Below are 23,878 nucleotides of genomic sequence, written 5' to 3' on the forward strand. Positions count from 1 at the left end.
AGCGGTGATCGGCTTCCTGCAGAGTTTTCGGCTTTGGTTCACTCCTGAGCGCCTCCGGGAGGAGGGCCATACCCCCGACTACCGCTTCTCGCTCGCCAATGAGCGCACCTTCCTGGCCTGGATCCGGACGGCTCTCGCCCTGATCGGCGGCGGTTTCGCGGTGGATCAGTTCCTGCCGGACCTCCGCTGGGGCGTACGGGTGGGCCTGGCGCTCGCGTTGCTCGGTTCCGGTGTGCTGTGTTCCCTGCGCGCCGTCAACCACTGGGTGCGCTGCGAGCGGGCGATGCGGCGCGGCGAGGCGCTGCCCGTGTCGCGCTTCCCCACCGTGCTCAGTCTGGCGGTCGGCATCGTCGCGGTGGCGATGGTCGTGGTGGTGGTTCTCGGGCTGGCCGGCACATGACCGGCCGCGATCCGGGGCTGCAGCCGGAGCGGACCCGGCTCGCCTGGCGGCGTACCACCCTTTCCTTCGCGGTCGCCGCCCTGCTGGCCGGCCGGCAGGCGCTGCACGGCACCACGACCGACGGGATCGTCGTCTGTGCGCTCTGCGTGCTGATCTGGCTCGGCTTTCTGCGGGCCGCGCACCACCGGGTCCGCGCGGTGGGGAGCATCCCGGCACCCCGCACCATGCGGGTGCGGGCGGCGCTGCTGGCCGCGGCCTGCCCGATCGCCCTCGCCGTGATCGGTGCGGTCATCGTCCGCTAGGGCCCGCAGTCTCCGGTGTCATGGGCCGACGGTGACGACGATCTTGCCCCGGGTGCGGCCCTCGGCGTTCAGCCGGTGTGCCTCGGCGGCCTGCTCCAGCGGGAAGACCTGGTCCACATGCACGGTGATGACGCCCTGGTCGGCCAGCTCACCCAGCACATGCAGGTCCAGCGCGTCGGGGCGTACGAAGACGTAGCGGCCGCCGAGTTCCTTCACGCCCGGGTCGACGATGGAGGCGAGCCGGCCCTCGGGGGCGAGAAGATTGGCGGACAGCTTCAGGGTGTCCCCGCCGACGGTGTCGAACACGGCGTCGACGCCCAGCGGCGCGAGCGCCCGCACCCGGTCGGCCAGCCCCTCACCGTAGGTCACCGGCTCCGCCCCCAGACCGCGCAGATAGTCGTGGTTGCGCTCGCTCGCCGTGCCGATGACCCGCGCACCGTTGTGCAGGGCCAGCTGGACGGCCATCGAGCCGACGCCGCCGGCCGCCGCGTGCACCAGCACGGTGTCGTCCGACCGGATCTCCAGGGCCCGGAGCACCTGGTAGGCGGTGAGCCCGGTCAGCGGCAGCCCGGCCGCCTCCTCGAAGCTCAGCCCGGCCGGCTTGCGGGCCAGCGTGCGCACCGGGGCGGCGACGAACTCGGCGAAGGTGCCACGGGAGAGGAAGTCCTCGCGTAGATATCCCATGACCTCGTCACCCGCCGCGAACTCCGGTACGGCGGCTCCGGGCCGCACCACGATCCCGGCGACGTCCCAGCCGGGAATCACCGGGAAGACGGTTTCCATGGCCCCGTCGAGATAGCCCGCACGGGCCTTCACGTCGACGGGGTTGACGGCTGCCGCGCGCACCTGCACCAGCACCGAGTCCGGCCCCAGCTTGGGCTCGGGACGCTCGCCGTACTCCAGGACCTCGGGGCCGCCGTATTCGCGGTAACTGATCGCCTTCATAGCTACGAGCCTCTTGCCCGGCCAGGTCTCGCGCAACCGGTGGGGCGCGGGATTCATCCGGAACATGGCCCGCCATCCGACGCGGGACGTGGCGCTCGGCCGGGGCCCGCGGCCCCGCCGTCCCCTCCGGCGGCGTCGAATGACAGGGTGATCCCGACCGGTTGGCCGTGCCAGGAGGGGCTTCGATGACCGCAGGGAACCCGTACACCGCACAGCTCTCGCCGCAGGTCCACGCCTATGTGCAACCGGACGGCGGGTGGTGCGTCAACAACGCCGGGTTCGTCAGCGAAGGGGGCTCGACGCTGCTCATCGACACGGCGGCCACCCTGCGGCGTGCACACGCGCTGCGGGAGGCGGTGCTGGCGGCCGGCGTGCCGCTGCCGCGCACCGTGGTCAACACCCACCACCACGGCGACCACACCTACGGCAACAGTGTGTTCCTGCCGGATGCCACGGTGATCGGCCATGACGCCTGCCGCAGCGAAGTGCTCGCAGCCGGGCGTCAGTTGCACCTGATGTGGCCGCAGACCGATTTCGGTGATGTCAGCATCACCGCCCCCGACCTCACGTACAGCGAACGCCTGACGGTCCATGTGGGTGGTACGGAGGTACGGCTGATCCATCCGGGGGTGGCGCACACGATCGGGGACACCGTCGTCCATCTCCCCGAGCAGCGGATCGTCTTCACCGGCGATCTGGTCTTCCAGGGCGGCACGCCGTTCATCGCGATGGGGTCACTCAGCGGTTCACTGCGCGCCCTGCGGATGCTGCGCGGTCTGGGCGCCGATACCGTCGTTCCCGGGCACGGCCCGGTCACCGACCCGTCCGCCTTCGATACGGCGGAGCGCTATCTGCGTTTTGTCGCCGACGCGGCAGCCGAGGGGCACGCCCAGGGGCTCAGCCCGCTGGAATCGGCCCGCCGGGCCGACCTCGGGGAGTTCGCCGAGTTGCGCGAGAGCGAGCGGCTGGTGGCGAATCTGCACCGGGCCTACGCGGAGCTGGACGGGCTGCCCGAGGGCTCGCCGCTCGACCCGGTGGTCGTTTTCGGTGACATGACCGCGATGAACGGCGGTGTTCCGGTGGCGTGCCACGCATGACCGCCCGGCGCGTTACGGGCGCAGCGCCCGCAGGAGCAGGTCAGCCAGGTGGTCGGCGACCTGCTGCGGGGTGAGCGGGCCGTCCGGCCGGTACCAGGTGGACAGGTGGTGGACCGAGCCGAAGTGGTAGTCCACCACCAGGTCCGCGGGGGTCGCCGTGGAGAACACCCCGTTCCGCTGGCCCTCTTCGACGAGCGCCCGGAACCGCTCGTGATAGCGCCGGCGTTCCACCCGGACCTGTTTGTTCTTCTCCGGGCTCAGGTGATGCATCGAGCGGAAGAAGATCGCCGCGTCGTCGAGGTTCTCGATGGTGGTGACGACCACGTCGGCCGCTGCTGCCCGCAGCCGCTGCTCCACCGGCGCGTCCGCACCGGCATGGGCGTCGAGCCGTTCCTGCTGGAGGCGCAGCACCCGCGCGTAGACCTCCTGGAGCAGGTCCTCCTTGGAGCCGAAGTAGTGGTAGAGCGCGCCCTTGGTGACACCGGCCGCCTCCACGATCTCCTGGACCGACGTCCGGTCGTACCCCTGCTCGGCGAAGAGCCGGGTGGCAGCGGCCAGCAGCCTCTGGGGGACGGGGGTGCCGTTCCCGCCGGTCGTCCTGGCTGCCATCGCTGCCACCTTCCCTGTGTACGTCGTTCCGTCAGTGCTGGGAACGCAGTTCCCGCCTCAGGATCTTCCCACTGGTCGTCTTGGGCAGCTCCGGCAGGATCTCCACTTCTCGGGGGTACTTGTACGCGGCGAGGCGTTCCTGGCAATAGGCAGCGAGTTCCGCCGGATCCGGCATCGCGCCGGGGCGCAGGCTCACGTACGCCTTGACGGACTCGCCGCGATAGGCGTCGGGGATGCCCACCACGGCCGCCTCGCGCACCGCGGGGTGGGTGTAGAGCACGTCCTCGACCTCGCGCGGCCAGACCTTGAACCCGGAGGCGTTGATCATGTCCTTCATCCGGTCGACGACGTAGAGCCAGCCGTTCGGGTCCATGAAACCGATGTCGCCGGTGCGCAGTTCGCCGCCGGGGAAGCTCTCCGCGCTGGCCTCGGGGCGGCGCCAGTAGCCGGAAACGACCTGCGGGCCGCGCACCACGATCTCGCCCTGCTCCCCGAAGGGCACCTCGTCACCCTTCGGGTCGATGATGCGTACGACCGTGTCGGGGCCGGGCACGCCCACCGACAGCGTCCCGGAGACCGGGTCGACGGGGGCCTCCTTCTCGGGTGGGACCGAGGCGCACGGGGCGGTGCACTCGGTGAGCCCGTAGCCGTTGCGGATATACGGGCCGAAGCCCTCGCGGAACTTCTCGACAAGGGCGGGCGGCAGGGGGGCGCCGCCCGATGAGATCACCTGGAAGGAGGCGAAGTGCTCCGGGGTGACGGACGGGTGGGCGGCGAGCGCCATGAAGGCGGTCGACGGGCCGACGGTGTACGCGGGGCGGTGCTCGGCGAAGGCGTCGAGCACCACGCCGGGGTGGAAGCGGTAGGCCAGCACCAGGGTGCCCGCGTTGCAGAGGCAGGCGGCGAGTTCGCAGACCATGCCGGTGATGTGGAAGAGCGGCGCCAGTGCGAAGTAGGCCGCACCCTCGGCTATCGGGTGGCCGTTGCGCTGGCGTTCGGCGTTGACCATGATGTTGGCGTGCGAGTTCATGGCCCCCTTGGGGGTGCCGCTGGTCCCCGAGGTGTAGCTGATCAGCGCGATGTCCGTAGCCAGCGGGTCACGGTCGGCGGGGGCCGACAGGCCGCGGCGGGCCACCGTCACCAGATCGTCGGCGTCAGCAGCCCGGGGCAGCCGCTCGAAGGCCAGGACCCGCTCGTCGTCGCGGGTCTGCAGGTCGCGTTCGCAGGCGGTGAGGGCGATCCGCAGCGAGGCGGCCGCTGCGGTTTCCCGCAGATAGGACTCCCAGGCCCGGTCGGAGCAGATCAGCGCGGTGGCGCCGGAATCGCTCAGCGCGTGTCCGACCTCGGCCGACTTGTACATCGGGTTGAGCGGTACGACGGTCGCTCCGGCCTTCCAGGCGCCGAGCAGGGCCAGCACGAAGTGCGGGGTGTTCTGCAGCATGATCGCGACCCGGTCGCCGCGCGCCACACCGCGGGCCGCGAGGTGACCGGCGACCGAGTCGGAGAGCTCGTCGGTCTCCCGGTAGGACAGCCGTCCGTCGAAGTAGGCGAGCGCGGGCTGCTCGGGCACCCGGGACAGGGTGTCGCGGAAGGCGTGCACCAGGGTGGCCGCCGGATGGACCGGGGCGCGCTGGGCCTCGCTCAGCTGGGCGAGCCAGGGCTTCGCCGCGTAGATCGACCCGGTCACCGGCCGGCCTCCCACTTCTGCTGGAGATGGTTCATCCCGGTGATCCACCGATCGGGCTCGGCTGCTCTCGCCCGGTAGTACCCGGCGACCTCGGGGTGCGGAAGCACCAGGAAGCGGTCGTCGGCGATCGCGTCGAAGAGCGCGGCGGCGACGTCCTCGGGCTCGATCGCGGTCGGCTCCAGGACCAGGCTGCCCGCCGAGCCCGCGGAGGACAGCATGTCGGTCCGCACGCCCTGCGGGCAGATCGCATGGACCTTGACGCCGCGGTGGCGGTAGGTCAGGGAGAGCCATTCGGCGAAGGCCAGCGCGCCGTGCTTGGTGACGCTGTACGGCGCGGCGCCGATCATGGTCAGCAGGCCGGCCGCCGAGACCGTGGAGACGAACCGGCCCTCGCCGCGCTCCAGCCAGTCGGGCAGCAGCGCCCGGGCCGCGCGCACATGGGCCATTACGTTGACGTCCCAGGCCGAGGCCCAGACCTGCTCGTCGGCGAAGGGGTCGCCGGGTGAGCCGAGGCCCGCGTTGGCACAGTAGATGTCGACCCGGCCGCCGAGCGCCTTCCGTGCGGCGTCCACGATCTCCGACGCGTCCCCGGGGACAGCCGTGGCACCGATCTCATCGGCCACCGTACGTGCCTTCGCCGCGTCCAGGTCGTTGACCACGACCCGCGCGCCCTCCGCGCTGAATCGGCGGGCCAGCGCCGCACCGATACCACCGCCCGCCCCTGTCACCACTACGCCCGCGCCGTCGACCGTACCCATCAGGACCTGCCTCTCCGTTGAATGCATCAGCAGACTAACCAGTCGGTATGTGGCAGGGGAAGGGGGGAGGACTAGCGTGCGTGCCCATGACAGACGCCGAGATGTTGGAGGTAGCCCGATGAACTTGTCGAGACGGGGACTGCTGGCCGCGAGCGGTGCGCTGGGGGCCGTCGCGGCCACGGCGGGTACGGCCTCCGCGCGACCCGCGGCACGCGGCGGCCGGGTGCAGACCGGTTTCGACCGGCTGGCGGCGGACGGTTACCGGCTGCTGCACGGGGAGCGGGTCGGCATCGTCACCAATCCGACCGGGATCACCGGCGGGGGCACCACCCGCTCGGCCGAGGCCGAGCGTGGCGCGGTGCGCCACATCGTGGACGTCATGCACGCCGACGACCGGGTGAAGCTGACCGCCGTCTTCGGGCCGGAGCACGGCTTCCGCGGGACGGCGCAGGCCGGCGGCTCGGAGGGGCGTTATGACGACCCGGCGACCGGGCTGCCGGTCTACGACACCTACACCAGGAGCGGGCAGCCGCTGGCGGACATCTTCACCGCCTCGGGTGTGGACACGGTGGTCTTCGACATCCAGGACGCCGGTGCACGCTTCTACACCTACATCTGGACGCTGTACGACTGCATGGAGGCGGCCGCACTCGCCGGGAAGCGTTTCGTGGTCCTCGACCGGCCGAATCCGGTCACCGGCCGGGCCGCGCTCGGTCCTGTGCTGCACAAGGAGTTCGCCACCTTCGTGGGGCGGCAGCCGATCTCCCAGGCGCACGGGATGACGGTGACGGAGCTGGCCCGGCTGTTCAACGGGGAGTTCCTGACGAAGCCGGTGGAACTGGACACCGTGGCGATGTCGGGCTGGCGCCGTGCGGACTTCTACGACGCGACGGGACTGGCCTGGGTGCCGCCCAGCCCGAACATGCCGACGCCGGACACCGCCCTGGTCTATTCGGGGACCTGCCTCTTCGAAGGCACCAACCTCTCCGAGGGTCGGGGCACCACCCGCCCGTTCGAGTTGCTGGGCGCCGAGGGCATCGACCGGAAGTGGGCGGAGGCGGCCCAGGCACTGGAACTGCCGGGTGTCGCCTTCCGGGAGGCGTACTTCGCGCCGACGTTCTCCAAGTTCCAGGGCAGGACGGCCGGTGGCGTCCAGCTCCATGTCCAGGACCGCGAGACCTTCGACCCGGTGCGTACGGCCATCGGACTGCTGGTCACCGCCAAGCAGGTGTGGGACGGCTTCGCCTGGCGCTCCGACAACTGGATCGACAAGCTGACCGGTTCCACCCGGGTCCGCACGATGATCGACGCGGGCGCGGGTACGGACGAGGTGGTGGCGGACTGGCAGGACGAACTGGCGGCCTTCCGTGCGGTGCGGAAGCGGTATCTGGCCTACCGCTGAGCGAGCTCTGCGGGCCGGACCGGCGGCTTCCGGGCCGGCCCGCAGCCGCTTCAGCGGTGTGCGGGGAACTCGACGACCTGCTGGTAGGTCGGCCGGTTCTGCCACTGGATCGGCCAGAACTGCAGGCCGCCCAGCGGGCGCTGGATGATCGAGTCGGAGCACCACTGGTCACCGGCGGCGCAGCCGGCGTCGCCGGGGTAGACCTGCGCCGGCGTCCTGGCCGCTGCCTGGCCGAGCGTGGTGAGCAGGACGTCACGGCAGGCGCTCAGGTCGCCGCCTCCGCAGTAAGTCCGGCCCAGCTTGCCCTGCACCGGGCGGCCCAGGACCGTACGGATGTCCTTGTCGACATAGCTCCACCAGCCGTACTGGAAGGCGGATCCGGCGTGCGCACCGGTCGGTCCGTGGCCCGCCGACGGGGACTCGTCGATGGTGAGGTCGGCGGTCAGCGCGGAGTAGAGACCGTCACCCAGGCCCGGTTCGAACTCGGCCTCCACCAGCAGAGGCCACCAGGCGTCCATGATCCGCACCGCGTCCGGATGGCTGTAGACGTGCGAACTCTGGGCGTTCTCCTTGCGCTGGGCGCCGTCGGTGACCCAGGCTTCCAGCTGCTCGACGGCCTTCGCCTGCTCCGGGTCGGTGACCGGCTTACTCCGTACGACGTCGAGCAGTTCGGGCAGCACGTCCTCGCCCCGCAGGTCGGTGACCGCGGCCTCGGCCATGGCGCGGGTGAGCGCGGCGCGGGTGACGCCGCCCTTGGCCACCAGCTTCGCCACCCGGTCACCGAGCAGGTCGACGCGGTGCACCGAGCCGTTGCCGAAGCCGGCCGACGAATAGTCCTTGGCCTGCTTGTTGTTCCAGGAGACGTAGTAGTCCTGGCCGACCGACTGCGGGTGTTCGGCGTCCGGTGTCAGGTCGGTGGTGTGGGTGACGGGGTCGAAGCCCTGCCACTCGTAGGCCCGTTCGGCCTTGACCGGCAGCGAGGCGTCCACTCCGGGGGCGCGCACCGGGTTCATTCCGCTGTTGAAGTACGCGGCCTGCCGGGAGTCGGCGTAGAACCAGTTGAAGGTGTAGCCGATGTGCGAGGCCGCCTGCTGGAAGGTCTTCGCGTCCGTCACGTACGACGGGTCGTTGAGCATCTGGAAGCCGACGATGGAGTCCGCCTCGTGCCCGTAGGTGCTGCGCAGCGAGGTGTACGCGACGGGCTTGCCGTCGACGGTCGCCCGGTGCGTGACGATCCCGTAGTGGGTGCGGTAGACCTGCATCCGGTAGGAGCCGGCCGCCGTGGAGTCGGCGACCGTGGGCTTCCAGGAGTTGGTCCGTTCCATCTTCTCCATCGGGGTGCAGACGCCGCGGTAGAGATAGTGGGTGTCGTCCTGGCAGAGCTGCACGGCGTAGGTGTCGGTGATGTCCTGGCCGGCCGATGTCGCGCTCCAGGCGTAGTCCTGGCCGCGGCCGAGCTGGATGTACATCCCGACGCCGGCGAAGGAGACGCCGCGGGCGCTGATGCCGGGGCCCTGGAGTTCCTGAAGCATCAACAACTGCGGCAGGAAATAGCCGGTCTGCGGCCCGAACACGGCGACCGGATGTCCGCTCGCGGTGTGCTTGCCGGAGACCACCAGGGCGTTGGACATGCCCTTCTTGCTGCTGAAGAGGTTGGCGGGCAGCACGCCGTTGTCGTAGATGCCCTGCAGCGGCTTGAGACTCTTCGGGGCGTCGACGGGGGTCCTGGCGTCGGTCTTGGCGCCGCCGGTCCTGTCGTACACGAGCGGTTCGGCTTTGACCGAGCCGGGATCGGGCAGGGCGGCGCCCTTCGGGTTCGCCGGTTTGCCCGCGTACGGGAAGCTGGTGCCGTCATGGATGGTCAGCGTCGCCTCGGGGTCGTTGCGCTCCCGGAAGGACTCCCAGACCTTGCTGCCCTCGGTGACGCCGTACTTCTGCTGGGCGGACAGCAGCGACAGCGCGGCCTGCACCTCGCCGCCTCCGCCACCGCCGAAGAGCGCGCCGACGACCGAGGCGAGGGCGATCATGTCGGTGATCTTGAACGGTTCTATCTCACCCGCGTTGGTGATCGCGTTGATCTTGCCGGTGAGCACGTACTCGCCGGGGAAGTACCGGCCGTCCTTGGACTTCTGCCGGTAGGCGTTGATGCCGTCGACATAGGCCTGGGCGTCGTCCATGGCCTGCTTGCCGCGGGCGCTGCTTGCGGCGATCTTGTCGGCCTGGTCCTGGAGGTCCTGCTCGGTGTACGGGGCCTGCGGCCAGAATTCCTGCTCCAGGCCCTGGTTGGCGAGAGCTCCGCCGGCGAAGGAGGTGAGCTCGCCGCGGCCGATGTGCCGGAAGAGGTCCATCAGCCAGAGCCGGTCCTGACCGGCCGCGTAGCCGGCGCCGAACTCGGTTCCGTAGCGGGTGGTGCCCTTGATGTGGGGGACGCCGGTCTTCTTGTCGCGGGTGATGCTGACGTCGTCGCGCGGCTTGGTGACCGAGGCCACCTGGTCCGCGGGGACGCCGAACGAGGCGTCGTTGAAGAAGCTGTTGAGCGTGGAGTCGGTGAGGGACGAGGCCCCGGCAGGCAGTGCGTCGTACGGTCCGAGCTGGTCGGCGCTGTGCGCGGGGCGGGTACCCAGCACCCGGTTGGCGAGGATGTCGGCGAGGGTGGCGTTGCCGTTCTCGCCGGGCGGCAGAATGTCGTCGCACTGACTGTGGCAGTAGTCGGTGGGGTCCGGGTCGGCGGCGGTCGCCTGCGGCAGCGGAGCCAGCAGGCCCGTGCCGAGCGCGAACACCGCTACGGCTGTGGCAGTTCTGAGCTTTCCGGTGCGTCGTCGCATGAATGCTCCTGTGGGGAGGCCGATGCCCGGACGTTACTGGCGAGGTGACTCGTCAGTAAGGTGAACATGCGTCACCTTTTCCGAATCGCCACACGGCGACCGGGATGCCGGTCCGGCGCCGCCGGCGAAACCGCAACAGCGCATGAGTGATGGCTCCCATCCGAAATTCGATGGAGCCGAATCGGGTAGCCGTACGTCCATCCCATGACGCCGAAGCACCAGCGACGGAGGTGGCAGTGCGATGGCCGGTTTTCGGAGCCTCGCGAGAGAGGTGCGCGACCCTCATCACGATCTTGCGCTGCGGCGGTATTCGCTGCGCAAGTGTCTGGAGAGGTTTGCGCCTTACGGACACAGGGCGACCTGGGACCATCTGTGTGCCAGGCACCACATCGGGCCCGAGGACCGGGCGCCCGATCCGGCGCGGCTGGTTGCCGCGCTCGACGAACTGGAGGAGGCGCGGACCGTCTGGCTGGCCTACGAGGCCGAGTTCGCGGAGCGCCGCAAGCGCGAGAAGCACGCGGGCCTGCGCCGCCCCGGCCCCTTCGACGACTGGCACCGGCGCACCTGGGGCGGGTGCGGAGTGGTCTGGTGCGCCGACCCCGCCGTACATCCCTCGTGGCCGCTGGCCGAGGTTCTGCGGCGGCTGATTTCCGCCCTTCGGGCGGATCCCGCCGCCTGCTGCCCGGTGTGCGCGGAGCGTTCGATCGGCTGGCGCGCCGAGGCCGCCCACGAGGAGTGGTCGGGTCCGGTGTGCACCCGGTGCGGCATTCTGGTGCCGCAGCCGGTGCTCACCCCGGCCGCACTGACCGGAGCCAGGAAGGAGCGGCACACCGCGCTCGCCTCGGTCGCCTAGCCGTCCCCGGCTCAGATCGGGGACGGCTCAGGCCGGGACGGCTCAGGCCGGGGGTTCGCGGCGCTCGGGGAGCAGCCTGGAGCCGGAGATCCGTTCGCCGAAGACATCGTCCGGGTTGGAGAGCACGCAGGTCTCCAATGACAGGCAGCCGCAGCCGATGCAGTCGGTCAGGTGGTCGCGGAGCCGGCCGAGCTGACTGATGCGCTGGTCGAGCTCCGATCGCCAGGCGGCGGAGAGCCGCGCCCAGTCCTCGCGGGTGGGCGTGCGCTCCTCGGGCAGTTCGGTCAGGGCGGTCCTGATCGTGGCGAGCGGGATACCCACGCGTTGCGCCGCGCGTACGAAAGCGACCCGGCGCAGCGCGTCACGGCTGTAGCGCCGCTGGTTGCCGCTGGTCCGGCGGCTGCTGATCAGGCCTTTCGACTCGTAGAAGTGCAGGGCGGAGACGGCGGCCCCGCTCCGCGCGGACAGCTGGCCGACGGTGAGTTCATGAATCTTTTCCGGAATCTGCGGCACTCCGCGAAGCCTACCGACAACGGTCGTTGACAGCAGAGGCCCTCCCCGATAATGCTGAGCAAGCGCTTGGACACTCCCCTTGGGAAGGCAGGATCACGAACATGGCAGAGCCGAGGATCTTCACATCCGCCGAAGGACTGCGAGCCGGGGTCGGCGAGCAGCTGGGGCACAGCGACTGGCTGGAGATCGACCAGAAGCGGATCGATCTCTTCGCCGAAGCCACCGGCGACCACCAGTGGATCCATGTCGACCCGGAGAAAGCCGCGGCGGGGCCGTTCGGCACGACGATCGCGCACGGCTATCTCACGCTGTCCCTGCTGCCCGTCCTGGTTCCGCAGATCCTGCGGGTCGAGGGCGTCAAGATGGGCATCAACTACGGCACGAACAAGGTGCGTTTCCCCGCCACGGTGCCGGTCGGCTCGCGGCTCCGGGCCACCGGCGTACTCACCGATGTGTCCGAGGCGGGCGGCGGCGTCCAGGTCACCGCCGCCGTCACGATCGAGCGCGACGGCGGCGACAAGCCGGTGTGCGTGGCCGAGTCGGTCTCCCGGTACTACTTCTGATCCGTGGCCCTATCGCTGGGCGGGCCGCGGTGCGCGGGCGGAGACCATGCGCAGGACGAGGTCGGCGTAGAACACGCCGACCTCGTCGGGCGTCCGGCGGCCCTCCACGTTGAACCAGCGGGCCACGTCGATGCAGAGCGACAGCACGGCGAGCGCGGTGCCGGGGACGTACGGGACGTCGAACTCCCCCGCATCGACGCCGTCCTGGAGGATGCCGCGGACGGCCGCGTCGCTCCGCCTGCGCAGTTCGATGATCTCCGCGCGGTGCTCGTCGCCGAGCGCGTCGAGCTCGTACTGGACGACCCGCGCCGTCATGTGGTGCCCGGCGTGCCAGCGGACGAAGGAGCGCACAGCGGCGGCGAGCCGGTCTGCGGCGGCGCCGGGGCCGTCGACCGCCGTTTCCAGGATCTCGAGCGCCTTCTCGTGCCCGATCCGACTGATCCGGTGGAGCAGCTCTTCCTTGGTCTTGTAGTGGATGTAGAGCGCAGCCGGGCTCATCCCCGCGCGGCCCGCGATGTCGCGGGTCGTCGTCGCGTGGTAGCCGCGTTCGGCGAAGGCCTCGACCGCGGCGACGAGCAACCGCCTCGCAGCCTCGGGACTGACCTCGGCCCACGGCATGTCCTCGCCGCCGACCGTCTCCTCCGCCGTGCTCATTGCTCGCCCCTTCCTCCCGTGGTGCAGGACGCACACCATACCCGAAGGTGAGCAAGCGCTTAGATCTTCTGGAAGGGATCGTGGTCGGCGAGCAGCTTCTCCAGCCGGGCCTGGTCGACCCGGTTCACGATCTGCCCGGCCTCCTGGCGGTCCCTGATGACCTTGGCAAGGGTGAAACGCCGAGGTGGTGAGGTAGAGGAGCCCGAGGCCGAGGAACGCCCGCACCCAGACGTCGACGTCCAGGTTGAGGATGCCCAGTGCCATGGCCGCCAGCGCGACGGCGAAGGACGCGACGGCCTGTCCGTGGTACGCGGCGGTGTTCTGCTGCTTGACCTGTGTGTCACTCATGAGGAGAGCATCGGACGGCCGCGGCGGACCCGCATCCGTCCGGATACTCAGCTCCGGTACTCATCGGACGCGTAGACACCAGAACGCGGAGGCATCAGAACGCGGAGACCCCGGTGAGCGCGCGGCCGATGACGAGCTTCTGGATCTGGCTGGTGCCTTCATAGAGCGTCATCACCCGGGCGTCGCGGAGCAGCTTGCCCGCCGGGTACTCGTCGATGTAGCCGTAGCCGCCGAAGACCTGCAGCGCGTTGTTGGCGGCACGCACCGCGGCCTCGGATGCGAAGAGCTTCGCCTTGGACGACTCGGTGACGAAGGGCTCGCCGCGGTCGATCAGATCGGCGACCCGCCAGGTCAGCAGCCTGGCGGCGTCCACATCCACCGAAATATCGGTGATCAGCTCCTGGATCAGCTGATGCTGCGCGATGGACTTTCCGAACTGCTCGCGCTCGCCGGCATACCGGAGCGCGCTGTCGAGCGCCGCCTGGGCGATGCCCACGCAGCCGGCGGCCACCGACATCCGCCCCTTGGCCAGGGCGGACATCGCGACCGAGAAGCCCTTGCCCTCCCGGCCCAGCATCGCGGAGGCCGGGACCCGGACGTCCTCGAAGGTGAGCTCGGCGGTCGCCTGGCCGCGCAGTCCGAGTTTCCCGTGGATCGGCCGGCGGCTCAGACCCGGCGTGTCGGTGGGGACCAGGAAGGCGGACACGCCCTTGTGGCCGGGGGCGTCCGTCGAGCGGGCGAAGACCAGCACCACATCGGCCCACGTGCCGTTCGTGATGAACATCTTGGCGCCGTTGATGACGTAGTCCCCGCCGCCCTCGCGGACGGCCCGGGTGGTGAGGTTGCCCGCGTCGGAGCCGGTGCCCGGCTCGGTGAGGCCGAAGCAGCCGATGAGGTCCCCGGAGGTCAGACCGGGCAGCCAGCGCCGCTTCTGCTCCTCGTCGCCCCAGTGGGCGACGGTCTTGGCGACCAGGCCGAGCGACACCGAGACGATGCCGCGCACCGATGAGTCGCCGCGCCCGAGTTCCTCGGTGACGAGGCAGTACGAGAGGTGGTCACCGCCGGAGCCGCCGTATTCCTCGGGGATCGTCAGTCCGAGGAATCCGACCGCGCCGAGTTTCCTGACGATGCCGCGGTCGACGCTCTCCGCCCGGTCCCACTCGACGACATGCGGCGTCACTTCGCGGCCTACGAAGTCCTTGGCGAGCTGCCGCACCGCCGCCTGTTCCTCACTCAGCTCCAGGTTCATTCGGGCACCTCACGTCACGATTAATTAGCACTGCTAGTTTTTAGTCGGCAGGCCCTACTATGTGCGCCATGGCCCGCCCACGCAAGCCCCTCCTCAGCAGAGAGCGCATCGTCACGACCGCGAGCGCCCTGGTGGACGCGGAAGGGCTCGCCGCGGTGTCCACCCGGCGGCTCGCCGCGGAGCTGGGGGTCAGCGGGCCGTCGCTCTACAACCACTTCCGTAACAAGGACGAGATCCTGGACGCGGTCGCCGACGCGGTGTCCGCCCAGATCGACCTGTCGATGTTCGACGAGGACGACGCCCGCGACTGGCGCACGGCGCTGCACGACTGGGCCGTCTCCTACCGCTCGGCGCTGACCGACCACCCCAATATCGTCCCGGTGCTCGCCCAGGGCCCCGGCCGCCGCCCGGCAGGGCTGCGGGTGGCCGATGCGGTGTTCGGCGGGATGGTGCGGGCGGGCTGGCCGCCCGCGCAGGCGACGTACATCGGAGCACTGATGCGGTACTTCATCACCGGTTCGGCACTCGGTTCCTTCGCCCGCGGCTTCGTCGAGGACGAGACGGCCTACGACCCGGCCGACTATCCGCACCTCGGCCAGGCCCACCTGCTGGCCGAGCGGCAGCAGCAGGTGGACGAGGGCGCCTTCGAGACGGGACTCGGTGCGCTGGTGGACGGGCTGGCCCTGCAGTACGAAGCGGTGCGGCGGCTCAGAAGATGACCAGCGCGCGCCCGCCCTTGCCCGCGATCATGTTGTCGAACGCCGCCGGGATGCCCTCGAGGCCGATCCGCTCGGTCACCAGCGCCCCCAGATCGAGCCGCCCGCTCCGGACGTGCTCCGCCAGCACCGGCAGGTCCTCCGCCGGGTTCGAGTTGCCGTAGACGCACCCGGCCAGCGTGCGCCCGAAGTGAAAGATCTCCAGGGCGTTGAAGGTGACCTGCTGGTCCTTGCCGCCGATACCGACCACCGTGGTACGGCCGCCCCGCCGGGTCGATTCCCACGCGGTGCGGATGGTCACCGCCCGCCCCACGCACTCGACAGCGACGTCGACCCCCTGCTTGCCGGTGAGGGACCGGATCTCACGAGCCGTGTTCTCGGACGCCACCACGAACGCGGTGGCGCCGGCCGCGCGCGCCAGTTCCTCCTTCGCCGGGGAGACGTCCACCGCGATGATCGTCGACGCACCGGCGATACGAGCGGCCTGCACGGTGGCGAGGCCCACCCCGCCGACGCCGAATACCGCGACGGACTCGCCCTCTCGGACCCGTGCGGCGTGGTGCACCGCGCCGTACCCGGTGAGGACCGCGCAGCCGAGCAGGGCCGCGTCGGTGAGCGGGATACCGTCGGGGACGGGCAGCACACAGTTGGCGGCGACGACGGTCTCCTCGGCGAACGCGGCGACGTTCAGGCCCGGATGCAGTTCCGTCCCGTCGGAGACCCGCCGCGCGTAGACGTCCCCGGCGCCGGAGAGCGCGTTGGCGCAGAGCCACACCTCGCCCAGCGTGCAGGCGTGGCACGCTCCGCAGGAGGGCGCCCAGTTGAGGACCACTCCGTCGCCGGGGGCGACGTGGCTGACGCCCTCACCGACGGAGACCACGGTGCCCGCGCCCTCATGTCCGAGGACGGCGGGCACCGGGACACGCATGGTGCCGTTGCTGAGCGAGAGGTCGGAGTGGCAGACTCCGGCGGCGGTGAGGCGGACTCTGACCTGACCGGGACCGGGTGCGGGCAGATCGATGTCGGCGATCTCCAGCGGAGAGCCGACGGCGGGCAGGATTGCGGCGCGGACCATGGTGCGGTGCTCCCGGGCTCAGAACTGGAGGGACTTGGTCTGGAGGTACTCGGCGAGGCCGTGCGAGCCCAGCTCGCGGCCGACGCCGGACTGCTTGTAACCGCCGAAGGGCGCACGCGGGTTGAACCGCCCGCCGTTGATGTCGACCTGACCGGTGTCCATCCGCCGGGCGAAGGCCACCGCTTCCGCCTCGTCACCGGCCCATACGGCGCCCGCGAGCCCGTACACCGTGCCGTTGGCGATGCGCAGCGCGTCGTCCTCGTCCTCGTAGCGGAGGATCGAGAGGACCGGGCCGAAGATCTCCTCCTGGGCGATGGTCATCTCCGGGGTGACGTCGGCGAACACGGTCGGGCTGACGAAATAGCCCCGCGCCAGCGGCGCTTCGGGGCCGCCTGCGACGAGCCTGGCGCCCTCGTCGACGCCCTTCTCGATGTAACCGCGGACGCGCGCCTGCTGCTTGGCGTTGACCAGCGGGCCCACCCGCTCCCCCGGCACATACTTGGCCACTGCGGCCGCCGCCAGCGTCACGGCCTCGTCGTACTGGTCGCGGTGGACCAGCATCCGGGTCCAGGCGCTGCAGGTCTGGCCCGAGTTGCCCATCACGTTGGCGACCCCGACATTGACCGCCTTGGCCAGATCGGCGCTCGGCAGGATCACGTTGGCGGACTTGCCGCCCAGCTCGAGAGCGACGCGCTTGACGGCCGCCCCCGCCACCGCGCCGATCTGCCGGCCGACGGCGGTGGAGCCGGTGAAGGAGACCAGGTCGACCCCGTCATGACCGGCCAGCGCCTGGCCCGCGACCGTACCGATACCGGTGACCAGGTTGAAGACCCCGGCGGGCAGTCCGGCCTCCTGGGTGGCCTCCGCGAAGAGCTGAGCGGTCAGCGGGGTGTCCTCGGCGGGCTTCAGCACCACCGTGCACCCGGCGGCGAGCGCGGGGGCCACCTTGGCGACGATCTGGTGCAGCGGGTAGTTCCACGGCGTGATCGCACCGACGACCCCGACCGGCTCGGAGAAGACGGTCGAGTTGCCGACCTTCTCCTCGAAGGCATAGGTGGCGGCCAGCTCGGCGTAGGAACCCGCGACCAGCGCGGGCACCCCGGCGTGCACCAGCTGGGAGAACTGCGGCGGGGAGCCGAGTTCGGCGGTCACCGTCTCGGCGATCTCGTCCTTGCGGGTCACCAGCACATCGCGCAGCGCCGCGAGCCGGGCCGCGCGCTCGGCGGGTGCGGTGGCGGCCCAGGCCGGGAACGCCGCACGGGCGGCCCGTACCGCCAGGTCCACGTCCTCCGGCGTGCCCGCCGGGACGTGGCCGATGACCTGCTCGTCGGCCGGATTCAGGACCGCGATGGTCTCCTGTCCCGCGGCCGGCCGCCACTCGCCGTCGATGTACATGCCGTCATGGGGCTTCATCGCTCTCCTCCAGAACCTGCGTTGCGCTGCTGTCCGTGCGGTCGTCGTCCGGCTGTCCCGGCTGTTCTGTCCCGGCTGCCCAAACTAGCGCTGTTAGTTTTCCGGCGCCAGGGCCCCGCCGGGTGGCGAGGACGTCGTTCTTCAGGAAAGCAGGCGGCGGGAGTCCGGGCATGCCTGGGGCCCGGCGGGTCCGTCCGCCGGGCCGGCCTGGCCGGAAACCGTCAGAGCGGCCCCTCGTCGAGACCGGGCAGGTCCTGCGGCGCCGGGCAGATCCGGCGGCCGTAGTGGTCGAAGACATAGAGATGCGCGAGGTCGACCAGCAGCGGCACCTGGGCGCCCGTCCGCACCCGCAGATCGGGGCTGGTGCGGACCACCAGATCGCTCGCCCCGATGGAGGGACGGTCCGGGCTGTACGACGGCCGGGGCGGCAGCTCGGTCTCCGGCCCGTCGAGGACCACCACGGGTCCCGAGACGTGCTGGGCGGCCCGCTCCTTCAGCCGGCTCAGCACCCCGGTCGGCGCACCGCCCTTGCGGCGGCGTGCGGCGGTCCCCGGCCGGGGCGACTCCAGTTCGGGCACGACCGCGGGCTGCGAGCCGGTGTTGAGGTGCACCAGCGCCTCGTGCCCCTGGTACTCCATGTGCTCGACGAGGCCACTGATGGGCACCTCACCCGGGCGGGCCTGACTGGGCGGGGCGATCCGCACCGCCTCGGAGCGAAGACCCACGATCAGCTGCCTGCCCTGCTGGATGCGGAGCAGCTGGTGGTCGGTGCTGAGCGGTTCGGGAAGACGCAGCCGCTGCCGGCCCAGATCGATCGACATCGCGCCCTCCAGCGGCGCGTGCACCACGGCCTGGAGCAGGTTGATCCGCGGCGTGCCGATGAAAGCGGCGACGAAGACGTTCTCCGGCAGCCCGTACGCGTCACGGGGCTTGCTGATCTGCTGGAGCACCCCTCCGCGCATCACGGCGACCCGGTCGCCGAGCGACATCGCCTCGGCCTGGTCGTGCGTGACGTAGACGGTGGTCACTCCCAGCTCGCGGGTGAGGTGGGCTATTTCGGCCCGGAGATGACTGCGGAGCTTGGCGTCGAGGTTCGACAGCGGCTCGTCCATCAGGAACACCGAAGGACGCCGCGAGATCGCCCGGCCCATCGCGACGCGCTGCCGCTCCCCGCCGGAGAGCTGGCCGGGGTAACGGTCGAGGACGTCCTCGATGCCGAGCATCCGGGCGGTGGCCTCGACCCGGGCCGACGAATCCTCGCCGGGGGCTTCGAAGCGCAGCGGGAAACCGATGTTGTCGCGGCTGGTCATGCTCGGATAGAGGGCGAAGTTCTGGAAGACCATGGCCATGCCGCGCTGCCCCGGCGGCAGGTGGTTGGCGTACGCCCCGTCGAGGAGCACCTCGCCCTCGGTGACGTCCTCGAGACCGGCGATCATGCGCAGGACGGTTGATTTTCCGCACCCCGACGGGCCGAGCAGCACCAGGAACTCACCCGGCTCGACCTCGATCGACACCCGGTCGACGGCGCGGACGCCGCGATCGTACGTCTTGGAAATGTTGTGCAGGGAGATGGCGCGAGACATGGATTTCCGTCCGGGGCGATGAGCGCGGCGGCTGCGACCAGAAGAGCTGTTGTGACCGGAAGAGACGACTGGGGCGCAAACTAGCCGGTTACGCACCGGTTGGGAATGGCCTGAACCGACCTTTCCTCACGCTCAGCTCATCGTCGTTATACGGACCGCCCGGCGGCTCACACCGGGGAACGCGCGCTGTTTCCTCGCATTGACGTTCAGTAAGCGCAATCCTACTGTGGAACATAGGATTCTTTCGGCATCTGGAGCGAGCGATGACCACCATCGAACAAGCGCGGAAGACGGCGGACGGACTGACCTACTCCTCGGGTTTCGGCAACGAACACTCCTCCGAGGCGGTGGCCGGCGCCCTGCCGCACGGACGCAATTCCCCACAGCGCGCACCTCTGGGGCTGTACGCGGAGCAGCTCAGCGGCGCCGCCTTCACCGAGCCCCGGGCCCACAACCGGCGTTCCTGGCTGTACCGGATCAGGCCATCGGCAGCTCACCCGCCCTTCGTCCGGATCGACAACGGCGCGGTGCGCTGCGCCCCGTTCACCGAGACGGCGCCCGACCCCAACCGTCTGCGCTGGAACCCGCTCCCCGAGCCCCCGCCCGGTACCGATTTCCTGGCCGGGCTGTGGACCCTGGGCGGGAACGGCGACGCGGCCTGCCGCACCGGTATGGCCGTGCACCTCTACCACGCCAACTCGGCGATGACCGACCGGGTGTTCAGCGACTCCGACGGCGAACTGCTGATCGTGCCCGAGCAGGGCGGCCTGCTCATCCGCACCGAATTCGGGCTGCTCCGCGCCGAGCCGGGACACGTCGCGCTGATCCCGCGCGGTGTGCGCTTCCGGGTCGAGCTGCTGGACGACAGCGTCCGGGGCTACGTCTGCGAGAACTACGGCCGTCCCTTCCAGCTTCCCGACCTCGGCCCGATCGGCGCCAACGGCCTGGCGCACGCGCGGGACTTCCTGGCCCCGGTCGCCGCGTACGAGGAAGAGGAGCGTCAGGTCGAGGTGGTCAACAAGTTCTGCGGCAACCTCTGGGCCGCGACGTACGACCACTCGCCGCTGGACGTCGTCGCCTGGCACGGCAACCATGTGCCGTACGTCTACGACCTGCACCGCTTCAATGTGCTCGGGTCGATCAGCTACGACCACCCGGATCCGTCGATCTTCACGGTGCTGACCTCACCGTCCGACACCCCCGGCCTGGCCGGTGTCGACTTCGTGGTCTTCGCGCCGCGCTGGCTGGTGGGCGAGGACACCTTCCGGCCGCCGTACTTCCACCGCAACGTGATGAGCGAGTACATGGGCCTGATCGAGGGCGCGTACGACGCCAAGGCGGAGGGTTTCGTCCCGGGTGGCGGCTCGCTGCACAACATGATGTCCGCGCACGGCCCGGACCAGGAGACCTACGACCGGGCGAGCACCGCGGAGCTGAAGCCACAGAAGATCGACGACGGACTGGCCTTCATGTTCGAGACGCGCTGGCCGGTCACAGCGACCGAGCAGGCGGCGACCGCGGACCACTTGCAGTCCGGGTACGACGACGTATGGCAGGGTCTGCAGCGTCACTGGAGGTCCGGGGGGCACTCCCCCGGGGCCACCGGCAGGTCGTAAGTACGGACGGAGATGCCCCGTGACCGCCTTCGCGCCCGACTCGCTGGTGCTGAACCGCAAGTTGCCGCTGTGGTACCAGGTCTCGCAGTCGCTGCGCGCCTCCATACTGGGCCGCCGGCCGCACGACCCGCTGCGGTTGCCCACCGAGGAGCAGCTCGCCGGGCACTACCGCGTCAGCGTGCTCACCATGCGCCAGGCCCTCAAGGAGCTGGAGACCGAGGGGCTGATCAGCCGGCACCGGCGGCGCGGCACCTTCATCGCGCCGGGAGCCCGCCCGAGCGCGCCGCGCCGGCTGCTGGGATCGATCGACGCGATTGTCGCCCAGCAGTCCGGCGAGCTCACCACCGTGCTCAGCCATGGGCCGATGGCGGTACCGGGCGAGGTCGCCGAGTATTTCCCCGACCTCGACGAGGTCGTCGGCTACACCCGGCTGCGCTGCGACGAGAGCGGGGAGCCCACCAACTGGGCGGAGAACGCGCTCCGTCCGGAGATCGCCGCGGCGGTGAATGCCGCCGACCTGGAGCGCTGGCCCATGACCAAGGTGCTGCGCGACGAGGTGGGGGTGCGGATCAGCCGGATCACCGACACCCTGGAGGCCACTCTGGCCGACCCCAGGACCGCCGAACTGCTCAAAGTGCCGCTGCTCTCGCCCATCCTGCACTACACGGGGGTGACCTACGACGAGGCGGGCAGGCCGGTGGATGTGGCCCGGATCCGCTACCGGGGCGACCGGTTCTCCTTCTCGGTGACGGTGGAAGCTCCCTAGCGGACCGGCCCAAGGGCTGTCCCGTCGGGACGGCCCTTAGCATCGGAACGTGACGGATGACGCGCCCCTGCTCGATGAGCTGATGCCCTGGTCGGTGGCACCCCTGCGGCTGGGACGCGGCTGGGTGATGGCACCGGACCAGGGTTCGCTGAAGCGCCGCTGGGAGCGGCTGGTGCGGGCCGAAGGGACTGACCAGGAGCGGCTGTTCCGCTCCACCCGGATGCGTACACCGAACAGTTCGCTGAGCGCGCTGCCGGGACAGCGGACCGGAACCGGTCGGCTGGCGCGGGAGTCCGGGCCGTGCCCGCCGCCGGTACGGATCACGCACGGCCCCTTCGACGAGCAGTGGCTGATCCCCGATCACCGGCTGCTCGACGCGGCGCGATCGGAACTCTGGCGGGTGGCCGACGACCGGCAGCTCTTCGCCACCGAGCAGGGCCGGGTGCCGGCTGCTGACGGGCCCGCCCTGCTGGTCAGTGCCCTGCTGCCGGACGGGTGTTCCGCCGCGGGGCGGCCGGGCCGGATCCGGCCGCTCTACCGCAGGCCCGGAGGGGTCGAGCCCAATCTCGCACCGGGGCTGTCGGCCCGGCTGACCGCGCAGTACGGCGCGGAGGTCACCGCGGAGCAATTTCTCGCCTGGGCGCTCACCGCTGCCACCACCTCACCGCGGGGCTGTGCCGTACCGCTGACCGCCGACCCGGGCCTCTGGCGGGCCGGGGTCGAGCTGGGGCAGCGGGCGCTGCGGATCCAGTTGCGCGGCTCCCGCGGCACCGAGCGGCCCAGGCTGCCCGGCGGCCGCCGCCCCTATGTGCGGGCCGCCGTCCCGGCCCGGCCGGAGGACATCAGGTACGAGCCGGACGAGGAGGTCCTGCGGCTCGGCTCGGGACGCATCGCACCGGTTCCGGCCGGGGCATGGAACGTCCGGGTCGGCGGGGTCCGGATGCTGAAGCTGTGGTTCGAGCGCCGCAGCGCGCCCGCCGAACCGGGCACGCTGGAGTCGATTCGGCCGTCCGCCTGGCCCCAGGAGTGGACGTCGGAGCTGCTCGAACTGATCACCGTACTGGCACTCCTCAGTGAACTCGACCCGGTTCAGCAGGAGTTGCGTCGGCAGCTGGCCGCGGGCCACGGCATCGACCGGGTCGAACTACGAGAAGCCGGCGTCATCCCGGCGCCCCCGGCCGCCCGTCGCCCCGCATCGGTACTGGACCACCAGGAGGAGGGTCCGGAAGGACAGTTCGCCCTGCTCTGACAGCCCGCTGCTCCGGTCGGCGGACCGGGGAGGATCATGGCAGGGTGACTCCTCACCGCACTCAGCCGCTGCCCCTCGACGGCATCACCGTCGTCGCCGTCGAACAGGCCGTCGCGGCCCCCTTCGCGACCCGTCAGCTCGCCGATCTGGGCGCGCGCGTCATCAAGGTCGAGCGGCCGGACGGCGGCGACTTCGCCCGCGGATACGACACCGCTGCGGCTGGCCTCGCCTCGCATTTCGTCTGGTGCAACCGCGGCAAGGAGTCCATCGCGATCGACCTCAAGGACCCCCGCGGCCTGCACATCGTGCGCCGGCTCATCGCGGACGCCGACGTGTTCGTACAGAACCTCGCCCAGGGCGCGGCCGCCCGGATGGGCCTCGACGCGGCCGCCCTGTGCGCGGCGCATCCGGCGCTGGTCGCCGTGGACATCTCCGGATACGGGGCAGGCGGCCCCTACGCGCACAAACGGGCCTACGACATGCTCGTCCAGTGCGAGGCGGGACTGGTTTCGGTGACCGGCACCCCCGAGCAGCCGGTGAAGGCCGGTATTCCGGCGGCGGACATCGCGGCGGCGATGTACGCGTTCTCCGGAGTGCTCGCCGCACTCCTGCGCCGCGGCACCACCGGGCTCGGCGGGCCGGTGGAGGTCTCGATGCTGGACTCCCTCGCCGAGTGGATGGGCCACCCGCTGCACCACGGAATGCACGGAGGCACCGCACCGGCGCGCACCGGGGTCGCGCATGCCGTCATCGCGCCCTACGACGCCTATCCGACGGCCGACGGCGGGAAGGTGCTGCTCTCCGTGCAGAACGACCGGGAGTGGCGGAGACTCGCCGAACAGGTGCTGAACAGGCCGGAGCTGGCGGTCGATCCGGAGCTGGCCACGAACCGGGCGCGGACGGCCCACCGCGAGCGGACGGACCGGGTGGTCGCGGAAGCACTGGCGACGCTGAGCACCCAGGAAGCGGTGGAGCGGCTCGATGCCGCGGGCATCGCCTGCGCACGGCTCAATACGGTGGCCGAGCTGGCCGCGCATCCGCAGCTCGCAGCACGGGACAGGTGGCGGGACGTGGAAACGGCGGCCGGACCGTTGCGGGCGCTGCTGCCGCCGATCACCATGCCGGGTGGGGAGGACCCCCGGATGGGCGGCGTCCCGGAGCTCGGCCAGCACACCGACGCGCTGCTGCGGGCCCTGGGGATGACGGAGGGGGCGACGGCAGCGCTGCGCCGGGACTGCGTGATCGCCTGAACGGT

General features: G+C 70.7%; 22 protein-coding genes and 1 pseudogene. 11 read left to right on the top strand and 12 right to left on the bottom strand.

Translation table 11 applies throughout. From position 1 onward, the window contains the following. Window positions 1-4: 4 nt before the first annotated feature. Together AB0436_RS25970 and AB0436_RS25975 are read left to right on the top strand one after the other, a co-directional pair. Entirely contained in the window at window positions 5-400 is a 396-nt protein-coding gene (locus AB0436_RS25970) for a DUF202 domain-containing protein (protein ID WP_366470347.1), read from the top strand. Continuing rightward, window positions 397-702, top strand: a complete 306-nt coding sequence (locus tag AB0436_RS25975) for a DUF202 domain-containing protein (RefSeq protein ID WP_366470348.1) — start codon at window positions 397-399, stop codon at window positions 700-702. Before AB0436_RS25970 ends, AB0436_RS25975 begins: the two co-directional genes overlap by 4 nt. 18 nt (window positions 703-720) lie before the next feature. Here the strand turns inward: AB0436_RS25975 and AB0436_RS25980 are convergent, their stop codons facing one another. Further along, the gene (locus tag AB0436_RS25980; protein WP_366470349.1) at window positions 721-1,647 is read right to left on the bottom strand and encodes an NADP-dependent oxidoreductase; all 927 of its coding nucleotides are present in this window, start codon (window positions 1,645-1,647) and stop codon (window positions 721-723) included. A 185-nt stretch (window positions 1,648-1,832) separates the two neighbouring features. On the opposite strand from AB0436_RS25980, the gene AB0436_RS25985 reads away from it, so the two are divergent. After that, on the top strand, window positions 1,833-2,744 hold the full coding sequence (locus tag AB0436_RS25985) for an MBL fold metallo-hydrolase (RefSeq protein ID WP_366470350.1): 912 nt from the start codon (window positions 1,833-1,835) through the stop codon (window positions 2,742-2,744). A gap of 12 nt (window positions 2,745-2,756) precedes the next feature. Here the strand turns inward: AB0436_RS25985 and AB0436_RS25990 are convergent, their stop codons facing one another. Genes AB0436_RS25990 through AB0436_RS26000 form a run of 3 tightly spaced genes read right to left on the bottom strand, consistent with a single transcriptional unit; the run spans window position 2,757 to window position 5,798 of the window. Next, window positions 2,757-3,353, bottom strand: coding sequence for a TetR/AcrR family transcriptional regulator (locus AB0436_RS25990; protein ID WP_365858015.1), 597 nt, complete (start codon window positions 3,351-3,353; stop codon window positions 2,757-2,759). Between the two features lie 31 nt (window positions 3,354-3,384). After that, entirely contained in the window at window positions 3,385-5,040 is a 1,656-nt protein-coding gene (locus AB0436_RS25995; protein WP_366470351.1) for an AMP-binding protein, read from the bottom strand. Beyond that, window positions 5,037-5,798: an SDR family oxidoreductase gene (locus AB0436_RS26000; protein ID WP_366470352.1), complete on the bottom strand. Its 762-nt coding sequence runs from the start codon at window positions 5,796-5,798 to the stop codon at window positions 5,037-5,039. Before AB0436_RS26000 ends, AB0436_RS25995 begins: the two co-directional genes overlap by 4 nt. 118 nt (window positions 5,799-5,916) lie before the next feature. On the opposite strand from AB0436_RS26000, the gene AB0436_RS26005 reads away from it, so the two are divergent. Then, the gene (locus AB0436_RS26005) at window positions 5,917-7,200 is read left to right on the top strand and encodes a DUF1343 domain-containing protein (RefSeq protein WP_366470353.1); all 1,284 of its coding nucleotides are present in this window, start codon (window positions 5,917-5,919) and stop codon (window positions 7,198-7,200) included. 50 nt (window positions 7,201-7,250) lie between these two features. On the opposite strand, the gene AB0436_RS26010 is transcribed toward AB0436_RS26005, so the two are convergent. Then, window positions 7,251-10,025: a penicillin acylase family protein gene (locus tag AB0436_RS26010; protein ID WP_366470354.1), complete on the bottom strand. Its 2,775-nt coding sequence runs from the start codon at window positions 10,023-10,025 to the stop codon at window positions 7,251-7,253. A gap of 241 nt (window positions 10,026-10,266) precedes the next feature. Here AB0436_RS26010 and AB0436_RS26015 point away from each other — a divergent pair, with 241 nt between their 5' ends. Beyond that, the gene (locus tag AB0436_RS26015; RefSeq protein WP_366470355.1) at window positions 10,267-10,878 is read left to right on the top strand and encodes a hypothetical protein; all 612 of its coding nucleotides are present in this window, start codon (window positions 10,267-10,269) and stop codon (window positions 10,876-10,878) included. 42 nt (window positions 10,879-10,920) lie between these two features. Here AB0436_RS26015 and soxR read toward each other — a convergent pair whose 3' ends face one another. Then, the gene (gene soxR / locus AB0436_RS26020) at window positions 10,921-11,391 is read right to left on the bottom strand and encodes a redox-sensitive transcriptional activator SoxR (protein WP_366470356.1); all 471 of its coding nucleotides are present in this window, start codon (window positions 11,389-11,391) and stop codon (window positions 10,921-10,923) included. A gap of 101 nt (window positions 11,392-11,492) precedes the next feature. On the opposite strand from soxR, the gene AB0436_RS26025 reads away from it, so the two are divergent. Then, a complete protein-coding gene (locus AB0436_RS26025) occupies window positions 11,493-11,954 on the top strand; it encodes a MaoC family dehydratase (protein ID WP_366470357.1) in 462 nt (153 codons plus the stop codon). Window positions 11,955-11,963: 9 nt separating this feature from the next. On the opposite strand, the gene AB0436_RS26030 is transcribed toward AB0436_RS26025, so the two are convergent. The 3 genes and pseudogenes from AB0436_RS26030 to AB0436_RS26040 all read right to left on the bottom strand — a co-directional run bounded on the left by AB0436_RS26030 (window position 11,964) and on the right by AB0436_RS26040 (window position 14,205). Beyond that, window positions 11,964-12,608, bottom strand: coding sequence for a TetR/AcrR family transcriptional regulator (locus AB0436_RS26030; RefSeq protein ID WP_366470358.1), 645 nt, complete (start codon window positions 12,606-12,608; stop codon window positions 11,964-11,966). Between the two features lie 59 nt (window positions 12,609-12,667). Beyond that, window positions 12,668-12,956: pseudogene (locus AB0436_RS26035) on the bottom strand (YiaA/YiaB family inner membrane protein). 94 nt (window positions 12,957-13,050) lie between these two features. Next, window positions 13,051-14,205 carry an acyl-CoA dehydrogenase family protein gene (locus AB0436_RS26040; protein ID WP_366470359.1) on the bottom strand — a complete coding sequence of 385 codons (1,155 nt, stop codon included), beginning with the start codon at window positions 14,203-14,205 and terminating at the stop codon, window positions 13,051-13,053. Window positions 14,206-14,273: 68 nt separating this feature from the next. Between AB0436_RS26040 and AB0436_RS26045 the strand changes: the two genes are divergently transcribed. Further along, window positions 14,274-14,924 (top strand): TetR/AcrR family transcriptional regulator C-terminal domain-containing protein, encoded by a 651-nt coding sequence (locus AB0436_RS26045; protein ID WP_366470360.1) that lies wholly within the window; start codon window positions 14,274-14,276, stop codon window positions 14,922-14,924. Here AB0436_RS26045 and AB0436_RS26050 read toward each other — a convergent pair. The 3 genes from AB0436_RS26050 to AB0436_RS26060 form a co-directional block, all read right to left on the bottom strand. Continuing rightward, window positions 14,914-15,996, bottom strand: a complete 1,083-nt coding sequence (locus AB0436_RS26050) for a Zn-dependent alcohol dehydrogenase (RefSeq protein WP_366470361.1) — start codon at window positions 15,994-15,996, stop codon at window positions 14,914-14,916. The two genes, AB0436_RS26045 and AB0436_RS26050, sit on opposite strands and share 11 nt — an antisense overlap. A gap of 18 nt (window positions 15,997-16,014) precedes the next feature. Next, window positions 16,015-17,409 (bottom strand): aldehyde dehydrogenase family protein, encoded by a 1,395-nt coding sequence (locus AB0436_RS26055; RefSeq protein WP_366470362.1) that lies wholly within the window; start codon window positions 17,407-17,409, stop codon window positions 16,015-16,017. Between the two features lie 221 nt (window positions 17,410-17,630). After that, window positions 17,631-18,992, bottom strand: coding sequence for an ABC transporter ATP-binding protein (locus AB0436_RS26060; protein ID WP_366470363.1), 1,362 nt, complete (start codon window positions 18,990-18,992; stop codon window positions 17,631-17,633). Window positions 18,993-19,255: 263 nt separating this feature from the next. Here AB0436_RS26060 and hmgA point away from each other — a divergent pair, with 263 nt between their 5' ends. The 4 genes from hmgA (at window position 19,256) to AB0436_RS26080 (ending at window position 23,873) form a co-directional block, all read left to right on the top strand. Continuing rightward, the gene (gene hmgA / locus AB0436_RS26065) at window positions 19,256-20,608 is read left to right on the top strand and encodes a homogentisate 1,2-dioxygenase (protein WP_366470364.1); all 1,353 of its coding nucleotides are present in this window, start codon (window positions 19,256-19,258) and stop codon (window positions 20,606-20,608) included. Between the two features lie 19 nt (window positions 20,609-20,627). Next, on the top strand, window positions 20,628-21,374 hold the full coding sequence (locus tag AB0436_RS26070; protein ID WP_366470365.1) for a GntR family transcriptional regulator: 747 nt from the start codon (window positions 20,628-20,630) through the stop codon (window positions 21,372-21,374). Window positions 21,375-21,456: 82 nt separating this feature from the next. Then, window positions 21,457-22,623 carry a type ISP restriction/modification enzyme gene (locus AB0436_RS26075; RefSeq protein ID WP_366470422.1) on the top strand — a complete coding sequence of 389 codons (1,167 nt, stop codon included), beginning with the start codon at window positions 21,457-21,459 and terminating at the stop codon, window positions 22,621-22,623. Window positions 22,624-22,667: 44 nt separating this feature from the next. After that, window positions 22,668-23,873, top strand: a complete 1,206-nt coding sequence (locus tag AB0436_RS26080) for a CaiB/BaiF CoA-transferase family protein (protein ID WP_366470366.1) — start codon at window positions 22,668-22,670, stop codon at window positions 23,871-23,873. Window positions 23,874-23,878 lie beyond the last annotated feature (5 nt).

Source organism: Streptomyces sp. NPDC051322, assembly GCF_040689485.1.
Lineage (GTDB): Bacteria > Actinomycetota > Actinomycetes > Streptomycetales > Streptomycetaceae > Streptomyces.

Excerpts from the sequence above, each read along its gene's own strand:
- AB0436_RS25975 (WP_366470348.1), top strand. The coding sequence starts at position 397 with ATGACCGGCCGCGATCCGGGGCTGCAGCCGGAGCGGACCCGGCTCGCC.
- AB0436_RS25980 (WP_366470349.1), bottom strand. The coding sequence starts at position 1,647 with ATGAAGGCGATCAGTTACCGCGAATACGGCGGCCCCGAGGTCCTGGAG.
- AB0436_RS25985 (WP_366470350.1), top strand. The coding sequence starts at position 1,833 with ATGACCGCAGGGAACCCGTACACCGCACAGCTCTCGCCGCAGGTCCAC.
- AB0436_RS25990 (WP_365858015.1), bottom strand. The coding sequence starts at position 3,353 with ATGGCAGCCAGGACGACCGGCGGGAACGGCACCCCCGTCCCCCAGAGG.
- AB0436_RS26000 (WP_366470352.1), bottom strand. The coding sequence starts at position 5,798 with ATGGGTACGGTCGACGGCGCGGGCGTAGTGGTGACAGGGGCGGGCGGT.
- AB0436_RS26005 (WP_366470353.1), top strand. The coding sequence starts at position 5,917 with ATGAACTTGTCGAGACGGGGACTGCTGGCCGCGAGCGGTGCGCTGGGG.
- AB0436_RS26010 (WP_366470354.1), bottom strand. The coding sequence starts at position 10,025 with ATGCGACGACGCACCGGAAAGCTCAGAACTGCCACAGCCGTAGCGGTG.
- AB0436_RS26015 (WP_366470355.1), top strand. The coding sequence starts at position 10,267 with ATGGCCGGTTTTCGGAGCCTCGCGAGAGAGGTGCGCGACCCTCATCAC.
- AB0436_RS26025 (WP_366470357.1), top strand. The coding sequence starts at position 11,493 with ATGGCAGAGCCGAGGATCTTCACATCCGCCGAAGGACTGCGAGCCGGG.
- AB0436_RS26030 (WP_366470358.1), bottom strand. The coding sequence starts at position 12,608 with ATGAGCACGGCGGAGGAGACGGTCGGCGGCGAGGACATGCCGTGGGCC.
- AB0436_RS26040 (WP_366470359.1), bottom strand. The coding sequence starts at position 14,205 with ATGAACCTGGAGCTGAGTGAGGAACAGGCGGCGGTGCGGCAGCTCGCC.
- AB0436_RS26045 (WP_366470360.1), top strand. The coding sequence starts at position 14,274 with ATGGCCCGCCCACGCAAGCCCCTCCTCAGCAGAGAGCGCATCGTCACG.
- AB0436_RS26050 (WP_366470361.1), bottom strand. The coding sequence starts at position 15,996 with ATGGTCCGCGCCGCAATCCTGCCCGCCGTCGGCTCTCCGCTGGAGATC.
- AB0436_RS26055 (WP_366470362.1), bottom strand. The coding sequence starts at position 17,409 with ATGAAGCCCCATGACGGCATGTACATCGACGGCGAGTGGCGGCCGGCC.
- AB0436_RS26060 (WP_366470363.1), bottom strand. The coding sequence starts at position 18,992 with ATGTCTCGCGCCATCTCCCTGCACAACATTTCCAAGACGTACGATCGC.
- hmgA (WP_366470364.1), top strand. The coding sequence starts at position 19,256 with ATGACCACCATCGAACAAGCGCGGAAGACGGCGGACGGACTGACCTAC.
- AB0436_RS26075 (WP_366470422.1), top strand. The coding sequence starts at position 21,457 with ATGCCCTGGTCGGTGGCACCCCTGCGGCTGGGACGCGGCTGGGTGATG.